Below are 8,670 nucleotides of genomic sequence, written 5' to 3'. Positions count from 1 at the left end.
TCCGCGTACACGTCGCCGTACTTACTGATCGGCAGCAGGGCGTCGAGCGTGCCGTGAATGCTGATGAGCGGACGTTGAATCCGCCCCGTCAATGACACCCGCCGGACCGCCTCCCGCACCTCGCGCGGCCGGGAGCCGTACTCGTAATCGGTGTCGCATCCCGCGCCCGTCCCCTCCGCGCAGAACGGCGTCCCCGCCTCCCGCGCGCCGTCATAGGACGGGTCGAGCTCCTCCCGGACGATCCGCTGCAGGAAATCCCACAGGTTCTTGTGGTGGAAGTCCCAGAGCGGCTCCGAACCCGCCGGATAACCGGCCGCGAGCATCTCCTCGCGCGCCCCCGGCTTCCCCGCCGCATACCGCGGATAGGCGCGCAGCGCCGGAGGCAGCGTCGTGAGCAGGCTCGGCCCTTCGGACGCCGACGCGAAGAACAGCGCGTTCCAGTCGACCCCGCCGCTGTAAAGCCACGGGAACCGTTCGAGCTGCCCGCGGACGAGGTAACCACCGGCCGACAACCCCGCCGCGTACGTGTACCCCGGCGCGCGCCCGTACTTCTGCGCCGCGACGCGCTTGGCCGCCTGCGTCAGCTGGGCCATCCGCAGATGCCATTCCCGAATGGCGTCGCCCGGCCTGCGCCCGTCCGTATAGACGGTCGGGCCGGTGTTGCCCTTGTCCGTCGCCGCGAACGCGAATCCTTTGGCCAGGACGTGGTCGCCGATCATGCGGTCGTTCGCGTACTGCTCCCGGACGGCCGGGGGACCGCTGACGACAAGCCCGCCGTTCCACCGCTCCGGCAGCCGGATGACGAACTGCGAATCCTGGTTCCACCCGTGCGTGGGATTGGTCTTGGACGAGTCGGGGAAATGGCCGTCGATCTGGATTCCGGGAACGCCCGACGGATTGACCGTCCCCGGGGCCTCCAGCCCCGCCCAGTCGGCCGGATCGGTGTGCCCGCTCGGGATCGTCCCGGCCGTCGTCAGATCGGGCAGGCACACCGCAACGGACCGCACCGCACCCGGAACCCGCAATTTCCGTTCACCACACCCCACATCCGCCGCCGCACCGGGAGCGGCGGCCAGCGAAACCAGCAAGGCGGAGACGAGCACTATGGCACGCACCATGTCGAACACCTTCCGTGAGGGACATCACGCACCGTAATAACCGGCGCCATTCACGGATAAGTGCGAAAGGGCCGGACCCGCTTCGTCCGAACGGCACATGACCTTTGGCCAGTTTCCGTCCCGTCGGTGACCCGGGACATCCGCGCCCGCGTACGCTCCCGTCCATGGCTTCGACGCGCCCAGTGCCCTGGGTGTCGCCCCTCCTCTGCCTCGCTGTACTGGCCGGAGGCGCGTACTACGCACTGGTGGACGCGGGCCCGTCATTCCAGCTCGCAGCCTTCGCCGTCCTCCTGCTCCTCCTCATCGGAATCGACGCCGCGGAACGTCACATCCCATCGGCCACCGCCCTCCTCATCACCCGCACCGGGCCTTATGTCGCCGTCAATGCGCTCGACGACTCCGGCATCTCGCGGGCACTATTCGTCCTCGTCCCGTTCACCGCGTACTTCACGTTCGGACGCCGCACCGCGATCGCCCTCGGCGTGGTGTGCGTGGCGGCGCTCCCGGTGCTGTTCACGCTCCGCGTCCCCGGCTGGCACACCCAAGCGGAACACGTCTCCGACGTGGTGATGTTCGCGCCCTAGTGGTCGATGACCAGTAACTCGTCCGCGAGGGGATCGCGTCGCTCCTCGGCATCCAGCCCGGCATCGAGGTGATCGGCACGGCCGCCGACGGGGACGCCGCGGTCGAGGCCGCCGCGTCCGCCGACGTCGTCCTGATGGACGTCCGCATGCCCGGCATGGACGGCGTCACCGCGACCGCCGAGATCCTCGCCCGCCACCCGTCCTGCAAGGTCGTGATGCTGACGACGTTCGATGACGACGAGTACGTCGTCCAGGCCATGCGCGCGGGAGCGGCCGGCTACCTCCTGAAGAACCTCCCGGCGGCCGAACTCGCCGCCGCCGTCCGGCTGGCCCGCTCCGGCGTCGCCCAGCTCGACTCCACGATCACCCGCCGCCTGGCCGCCGCGCTCCCCGACCCGGGCGTCCTCACCCCGCGCGAGACCGAGGTCCTGCGCCTGATCGCCGCCGGAGCCACCAACAAGGAAATCGCCAAGCGCCTCTACCTGAGCGAGGGCACGGTAAAGAACCACATCTCCCGCATCCTGCAACGCCTGGGCCTCCGAGACCGCACCCAAGCCGCCCTCTACGCCCGCGACCAAAACCTCATCTAAGCCATTTCACATGAGCGGACGGACCGTACCGGCAATCCGGTCCAGCTCCTTGATCTCCGTACCCGGCTTCATGCCGAACGTGACCGCACAGAGCGTGTCTTCCGGGGCCAGGATCCGGAATTGGACGGCACGCGCGTCGACGCCCGCGTTCAGCGAGTAGCTGACCTTGGCCGCGGGCATCCCGCCGATCGTCAAACTGCTCGACCGGATATCGTCTGCGCCGAGCCGCGCCAGGCCGACCTTGGCGGCATTCTCCAGCTGATCCGCCTTGACACCGCCGCCCGGAGCGCAGACGGCACTGATGTTGTCCACGTAACCGCCGTCGGCCCCGGCCGCGTCGACCACATAGAGAATGCTCCTGCCCGCGAGCGCGGCGGCGCCTTTCTCGATGGCCTCCGCAGGGGCGCCGGAGATTCCCGCCTTCTTCAGCGCGTCGGTGAACTCGCCCGTCTCGACGTCGAGGTCGATCCACCCCTTCGGAACGGCGATCGACAGCCCGACCTCCTGGCTCTCGATCCGGTGCCAACCCGGCGGCACGGTCGCCGCCTCAGGCGTAGGGACCGCCGAACCGCTTGCGCTTCTCACCGGGACACTCACGTCATCACCCTCGGCGGAGCAACCGGCCACGACCGCCAAGGCCACCAAACCGGCGACAAACGCTCCGTACTTCACCCACATACCTCTCCAGAAACCCGCATTCACCGCAGGCGGATGCCGAAAATGTCACCACCCCAACACGCTGTGCTGGCAACGGCCCCCGGAGATGGCAGGTAATTCTGGCATCCGGCACGAGAGTTATCGACCGAATAACTCAATGAGGGAGCCGCGCGAGAAACCGCTCCCGATCGACGACGACGCGCTCAATGCGTCCGGTACCCACAACCGTGCCGTGCTCATCGGTGGCCGTGCACCCGAAGACGAGCCGCGCCCCGTCGACCTCCAGCAGTTCGGCCTCGACCGTCACGCGCATGCCCACGGGACTGGCGGCCCGATGCTCCAGCTCCACACGCGTCCCGACAGAGGTCCGGCCTTCGTCCAGGTGAGGCCCGACCGCCGCCACCGTCACCTCTTCCGCAAGCGCAAGGAGCCGAGGCGTCCCCAGAACGCGCACATCCCCACTACCCAGCCGAATGGCGGTGTCCGCGTCCCCGACAAGCACAACCTTCTGAGCCCGCAACCCAGGCCGCATTCCCATCACCCCACAGAACAATGCTCCGTCGCACGACCGGTCTACCATCCCGGCGGGAGGACGTGCGGCTTGCGGGTCCACCACCAGCGGCACTCCCGCCCGTCCGCCAGGAGACGCCAGTAGGCGGCGAGTTCCGCTCCCCCATCTTCAACGGTCACAGCCGAATAGCGGTCATCAAGCCCGCCAACGACACGACCCACCTTCTCCTTGAGCCCGGACGACATCGCATCGAGATACTCCTCGATGGCGTCCCCAAATCCGCAGGCAGCCGAAGACGCGTCCACACTCATCCGGCTTTCTTCCGCTCCAGATAGACACGCACCAGAGCCAGGACACCGCCGACCAGGCCGATCAGCAGAGCCACCCCCGCGATCCAGAACGACGGGTGCGAGGGAGCGAAGCCGTCGCCCACCGAGCCGACCATGACCGCCAGCGCCCACGTACCGAACGCGGTCAGGCAAAGGACCTTGGCGAGGCCATCACCCAACCACCGCCAGCGGTAGAACATCAACATCATTCCGCCGGCGCCAAGGAAGAAGGCGATTCCCTGCGAGGCTTCGTACAGCGACCCGCCGGAGGCCCACACGACCTGTGCCAGCGCAACGACGACCATCGTTCCGACCACTAGAAGCAACGGCACAGTCGGCCGGTTTCCAGCCATGACCACCTCGCACGATCGGGCAAAGTATGCCAGGTTGCCCGATCATCCCCCCAGGTGCGCCAGGAGGTCGTCCTCGGCCGGATACGGGGACTCCTGCGGCAGCAGCCGGGTCGCGGAATCCAGATCACGAGCCTTGCCGAGCGCGTGGATTTCACGGGCGAGCGGTGTCACGTCGCTAATGGAGACGATCCACTCATCCGCGTAGCGCCGCGTCGCCTCGCCAGAAAGCCCGAGCTGCAAGGAGCGGTACGGCAGCGGCCTCAGGTACAGATCGCGCTCAGGATCCCACTGGACGCGTGCCGGTGCGTTCTTGAGCCGACGCTGCCAGGTCTCGCGATCCGGGTGCAGTCCGGGCACGTAGTGCGAGAGGCACGAGCGGCGCAGTGCCCACTCGAACCCGTCGCGAGTGATCTCAACGGCGAGGACGGTCTCCTGTCCCGCTTTCGTGCCCCAACCGCAGCGGTACATCATCCACAGGAAGGACGGCTTGACCCACGTCATCCGGTCCCGCTTCCAAGCCGCCGGGAACGCCCCCTGACGCACCGCCGGCACCCCGATATCGGGGCTGTACGCCTGGTAGACGGTGATCGTGGACGCCGTATGGAGCGCGCGGATCCTGTGTAGTGGTTCATCCATGCCGTCAATGGTGAACCCAACCGATCCGATCAGCCAACTCGATACGAACGCCTCAAAGCAGAAGACCCAGAATCAGGCGTGAACATTCTTTGTCGATCGCACGAACCGGGCCCCTCTGCTAGCATTCCACAGAACCCATCACCAGAGTAAGGAGCATGGTCATGCGTAACGTTAAGCGCAGGACGGCCACCGTTATATCAACTCTCGCCCTGGCGACCAGCGGGTTACTGGCTACTGGAACACCTGCCGCCCACGCCGTCACCTGCAATGTGTGGAGCGACCGGAACACGTACGGCGCCACCTGCGGCAACGACTTCGCTGGCAAGCTTTTCCGGGCCGTGGCCACTTGCCGCAACGGTGCGGCGTACGGTCCGTGGAAATCCGCCTCCGATCCGACCGGACGCAACTGGTCGTACGCCTACTGCGCGAACAAGGGCGGGCTCAAGAGCGGCGATATCCAGGTCAACTGACTTGGTGAGCTGACCTCCAAGCCGGGCGAGGCCCCATCCTTCCCATGTCCCTGAAGGGTGGGGCCTCCGCGAAAGCACATCTCAGTGGCTGGCAGTGAGGCCGGCCAGGAAAAGCCGCCGGACGAACGAACTGCATGCTGGATCGAACCCCTGACTATAGCCCTCTGACCACCGCGGTTGCTCGGGCCCATGGGGCTGCAACAACTCATCATGCTCCGCTCGCATATTCCCACAGCAGATTCGACGCCTGCATAAGCCTCCTCATGCCCGGCGGACACGGCAGGATGGCGTCCGTGACGCGACCGATCGGCTGCCGGCTGGTGCCGCGGGGCTTCTGATGCTCGGGTCGTGGCTGAGACGGTTGTCCAGCCGGTCAGGGGAGGGGGCGGATCCTGTCCCTGGTCTCGTAATGAATAGCTCAGCACTGCCGAATCCGACTGTCTTGTATCAAGGGGCGGCGGCGTGGGCGCCGGTGACCGGGCGGTCGCGCCCGGCCGCGCATCGTGCCGCGTCCGCAGGCCCCGCCCCAACCGGCCGCCACGGGACGCGCCGCCGTGCTTCCCCAGACTCCTCGGGGTAGCCGTCCTCACTCGTCCCCGGGGTATCCCCGAAAGAGTTCCTCGGGGCCGTTCGCAGCGCGGCCCCGCCCACAGGCCCCGGCCGCCGCGGCAATTCCGTCTCGAGCGTCGTCCGGCCCTGGAAGCCGCTGCTCGTCCGCTTCAACGGCTCGTCTTGCGCCCGCTGACTCCCTCCGGTCGTCCCTACGGGGTGGCCTACGGCCATCGACCGGCCCCGACCATGCCAGCGCGAAAAGGGAAGCCGCGGCCCTCACGCCCATTCGACGTTGGGAACATGCGGTACTTCAACAGCCGATCTAGCCGATGAGCCGCCGATTCCACGTCGCCGCAGAGGGATAGGAACCCGGCCCGGCCTTTGCCCGCCTCGTAGTAGGCCCACGCCCCGCCGGGCGTCGCCCGCACCGCGACCACGGCCCCGATGTCGTCGGCCGCCCCGCTGGCGTACACCCACAGCAGCGGGACGGGGAACCCGAACTCCTCTTTCTCGTACAGCGCCACGCACCGCCAGCCCTTCGGCTTGAGCGCGATAGCGAGCAGTTCGAGATTCTGCACCGCCGTGAGCCGGAGCCGTCACCGAGGCCAGGAACGTCGTGTCCAGCGCCCCAACGGTTCCCACGCTCGACGCCGTCCCGCTACGGGTCATCACGACCACCGCCTGATCTGCCGCAACACCAACAACGCGCGGTCCGCCGCCGCCGACTCTCTTCCCACCTCACCGATGACGTGTCCGCGCTCCCCACCCCACCGGAACCGCTGTCCATCGCAGGCGATCACTTGCTCGCCACGCACGCCCAGCGACACCACGAGCGTTCCGTCGTAGACCTGCGCCAGGCATCTCCGCTGGGTGAGCTCCGCCTCCAGCTCCTCCAACGGGTTGCCCGCACCGTCTGCCATGAGCCGTCCTTCCGTCTTGCACGAGGTGCAAAGGAGCAGGACCCACCGCGATCGTCTGCTGCCGACCGGAGTCGACCGGTGGGAGGTGCCGCCGTTCCAGGGCTCTGAGCCTGTCTTTTCACCGGATCTTCCGGAGGCACCAGCCAGGGAGCCAGGAAGGGGCCACACTTGAAGGAGAGAGGGGCCAGCGTGGGCGACGCGAAGCGGAGGCGATTCGGCGCGTACCTCGCACAGATGCGCAGGGACGCAGGCATGAGCCAGCGGCAACTGGCAGAGACGTTGTGCCGGATTTCCCGGACCGCCTCTGTGACGCGGCACGAGGTCAGTCGGTGGGAACGAGATGAGCGCGTCCCGGATGTCTGGCTACCCGCTCTTGCGACGGCCCTAGGGGTGCCACTCGACACGCTGGAACGCGGAGCCGCCCATGCGCGAGGCGAGCACATCGGCGCCGGGACGCGCAGCCCCGCCGAGGCACTCGCCTACTTCCTGCCCGATCACGACGTGGAACTTGGGCCGCTGGCAAGTGAAACGGGCCGCCGAGTCGGAGCCTCCGCAGCCACCGCCCTAGCCGACCGGGCGCACAGCCTGCGACTGGCCGACGACGTCATCGCCGGTGGCGATCTACTCGCCCCAGCGCTCCGGGAGCTGGACGGGGCCGTCCGGCTCTATCGGGAGACGACGCATTCCGAGGAGACCGGTCGCTCCCTTCTCAGCAGCATCGGAGAGATAGCGCAGATCAAGGGGTGGATCGCCAGCGACGCGGGCGAGCACGACCAGGCGGCGCGTGCCTATCGGCTTGGAGTTTCGGCCGCTAGGGAGGCCGGAGACTTCGCCCTGGTCGGCAACCTCGCTGGAAGCCTCGCCTACCAGCTCTCCAACACCGGCCGCGAAGACGATGGGTTGGGCCTTGCTCATGCGGCGTTGGAAGAGGCGGGGCCGGACGCCCCGGCCAAGGCCCGCGCGCTCTACCTTGACCGAGTCGCATGGGCGCACACCAAAGCATGCGAAGCCCAGCCAGCCATGCGCGCTCTGGCCGAGGCCCACGAAGCCATGGCGGACGAGGATTCGCAGGAGTCTCCCGGCTGGGCTTATTGGGTCTCGTCCGAGGAACTCGACGTGATGGACGCCCGCGTCTACACCGAACTTCGGAAGCCGTTGCGCGCTGTCCCGCTCCTGCAAGAGGTGCTCAACCGCTACGACTCGACCCACACTCGCGAACTGGCTCTCTACCTCTCCTGGCTGGCCGTCGCACTCGTGGACGCCAACGAGCCGGAGGAGGCCGCCCAGGCCGCACGGCGAATGCTTGACCTTTCGGCCGACTTCGCGAGCGACCGCACGACCCAGCGAGGCCGGGTCGTCCTTGCGAAGCTAGAGCCGTTCCGCGACATCCCCGAGGTACGTGACGTGCTCGATACGCACGCGGCCTGACAGCCGTGCCAGCAGATCAGCTTCTATTCGGCGCGGGCGACGCCCACTGGGCAGGAGAGGCCCGTGCCGCCTAGGCCGCAGTAGCCGTTGGGATTTTTGGTGTCTGCCAAGTACTGCTGGTGGTAGTCCTCGGCGAAGTAGAAGTCGGTGGCGGGGGTCAGGTCGGTGGTTATCTCGCCATAGCCGGCCTTTGTTAGGACCAGCTGGTAGGCGTCCCGGGAGGCTTCGGCGGCCTTCTTCTGGGCTTCGGTGCGGTAGAAGATGGCCGAACGGTACTGGGTGCCTACGTCGTTGCCCTGGCGCATGCCCTGGGTCGGGTCGTGGGACTCCCAGAAGACGCGGAGGAGGTCGTCGTAGGTGACCTTGGCGGGATCGTAGACGACGCGGACGGCCTCGGCGTGGCCGGTTTGGCCGCTGCAGACCTCTTCGTAGGTGGGGTTCGGGGTGTAGCCGCCCTCGTAGCCGGCGGCGGTGGAGATGACTCCGGGGGTCTGCCAGAACTTGCGTTCGGCGCCCCAGAAG

The 8,670-nt window shown here is 67.6% G+C and carries 13 protein-coding genes; 4 read left to right on the top strand and 9 right to left on the bottom strand.

What is annotated here, in order from left to right; genetic code table 11:
• The coding region (locus tag E1264_RS35945; protein WP_132180885.1) for a tannase/feruloyl esterase family alpha/beta hydrolase at positions 1-1,118 on the bottom strand (1,118 nt) is incomplete at its 3' end.
• 164 nt (positions 1,119-1,282) lie between these two features.
• Here E1264_RS35945 and E1264_RS35940 point away from each other — a divergent pair.
• A complete protein-coding gene (locus E1264_RS35940; protein WP_132180884.1) occupies positions 1,283-1,702 on the top strand; it encodes a hypothetical protein in 420 nt (139 codons plus the stop codon).
• A 32-nt stretch (positions 1,703-1,734) separates the two neighbouring features.
• On the top strand, positions 1,735-2,292 hold the full coding sequence (locus tag E1264_RS35935; RefSeq protein ID WP_243711375.1) for a response regulator transcription factor: 558 nt from the start codon (positions 1,735-1,737) through the stop codon (positions 2,290-2,292).
• A 6-nt stretch (positions 2,293-2,298) separates the two neighbouring features.
• Here the strand turns inward: E1264_RS35935 and E1264_RS35930 are convergent, their stop codons facing one another.
• The 5 genes from E1264_RS35930 to E1264_RS35910 all read right to left on the bottom strand — a co-directional run bounded on the left by E1264_RS35930 (position 2,299) and on the right by E1264_RS35910 (position 4,778).
• Complete coding sequence (locus tag E1264_RS35930; RefSeq protein ID WP_207936688.1) at positions 2,299-2,964, bottom strand: hypothetical protein; 666 nt, start codon at positions 2,962-2,964, stop codon at positions 2,299-2,301.
• 139 nt (positions 2,965-3,103) lie between these two features.
• A complete protein-coding gene (locus E1264_RS35925) occupies positions 3,104-3,481 on the bottom strand; it encodes a hotdog domain-containing protein (protein ID WP_347813441.1) in 378 nt (125 codons plus the stop codon).
• Positions 3,482-3,522: 41 nt separating this feature from the next.
• A complete protein-coding gene (locus tag E1264_RS35920; protein WP_132180878.1) occupies positions 3,523-3,771 on the bottom strand; it encodes a hypothetical protein in 249 nt (82 codons plus the stop codon).
• Complete coding sequence (locus E1264_RS35915; RefSeq protein WP_132180877.1) at positions 3,768-4,094, bottom strand: hypothetical protein; 327 nt, start codon at positions 4,092-4,094, stop codon at positions 3,768-3,770. The genes E1264_RS35920 and E1264_RS35915 overlap by 4 nt, the downstream gene beginning before the upstream one ends.
• Before the next feature lie 90 nt (positions 4,095-4,184).
• Positions 4,185-4,778: a DUF4291 domain-containing protein gene (locus E1264_RS35910; RefSeq protein WP_132180875.1), complete on the bottom strand. Its 594-nt coding sequence runs from the start codon at positions 4,776-4,778 to the stop codon at positions 4,185-4,187.
• 161 nt (positions 4,779-4,939) lie between these two features.
• On the opposite strand from E1264_RS35910, the gene E1264_RS35905 reads away from it, so the two are divergent.
• On the top strand, positions 4,940-5,248 hold the full coding sequence (locus E1264_RS35905; RefSeq protein ID WP_132180873.1) for a hypothetical protein: 309 nt from the start codon (positions 4,940-4,942) through the stop codon (positions 5,246-5,248).
• Positions 5,249-6,021: 773 nt separating this feature from the next.
• Here the strand turns inward: E1264_RS35905 and E1264_RS44035 are convergent.
• Complete coding sequence (locus E1264_RS44035; protein ID WP_165964555.1) at positions 6,022-6,378, bottom strand: hypothetical protein; 357 nt, start codon at positions 6,376-6,378, stop codon at positions 6,022-6,024.
• Between the two features lie 90 nt (positions 6,379-6,468).
• Positions 6,469-6,720: a hypothetical protein gene (locus E1264_RS35895; protein ID WP_132180869.1), complete on the bottom strand. Its 252-nt coding sequence runs from the start codon at positions 6,718-6,720 to the stop codon at positions 6,469-6,471.
• 189 nt (positions 6,721-6,909) lie between these two features.
• Here E1264_RS35895 and E1264_RS35890 point away from each other — a divergent pair, with 189 nt between their 5' ends.
• Positions 6,910-8,148 carry a helix-turn-helix transcriptional regulator gene (locus E1264_RS35890; protein WP_243711374.1) on the top strand — a complete coding sequence of 413 codons (1,239 nt, stop codon included), beginning with the start codon at positions 6,910-6,912 and terminating at the stop codon, positions 8,146-8,148.
• A 23-nt stretch (positions 8,149-8,171) separates the two neighbouring features.
• Here the strand turns inward: E1264_RS35890 and msrA are convergent.
• The coding region (gene msrA / locus E1264_RS35885) for a peptide-methionine (S)-S-oxide reductase MsrA (RefSeq protein ID WP_132180867.1) at positions 8,172-8,670 on the bottom strand (499 nt) is incomplete at its 5' end.

The organism is Actinomadura sp. KC216 (assembly GCF_004348535.1).
Lineage (GTDB): Bacteria > Actinomycetota > Actinomycetes > Streptosporangiales > Streptosporangiaceae > Spirillospora.
Note: the sequence above shows the minus strand (reverse complement) of the source record. Positions and strands in the feature narration are given on the sequence as shown.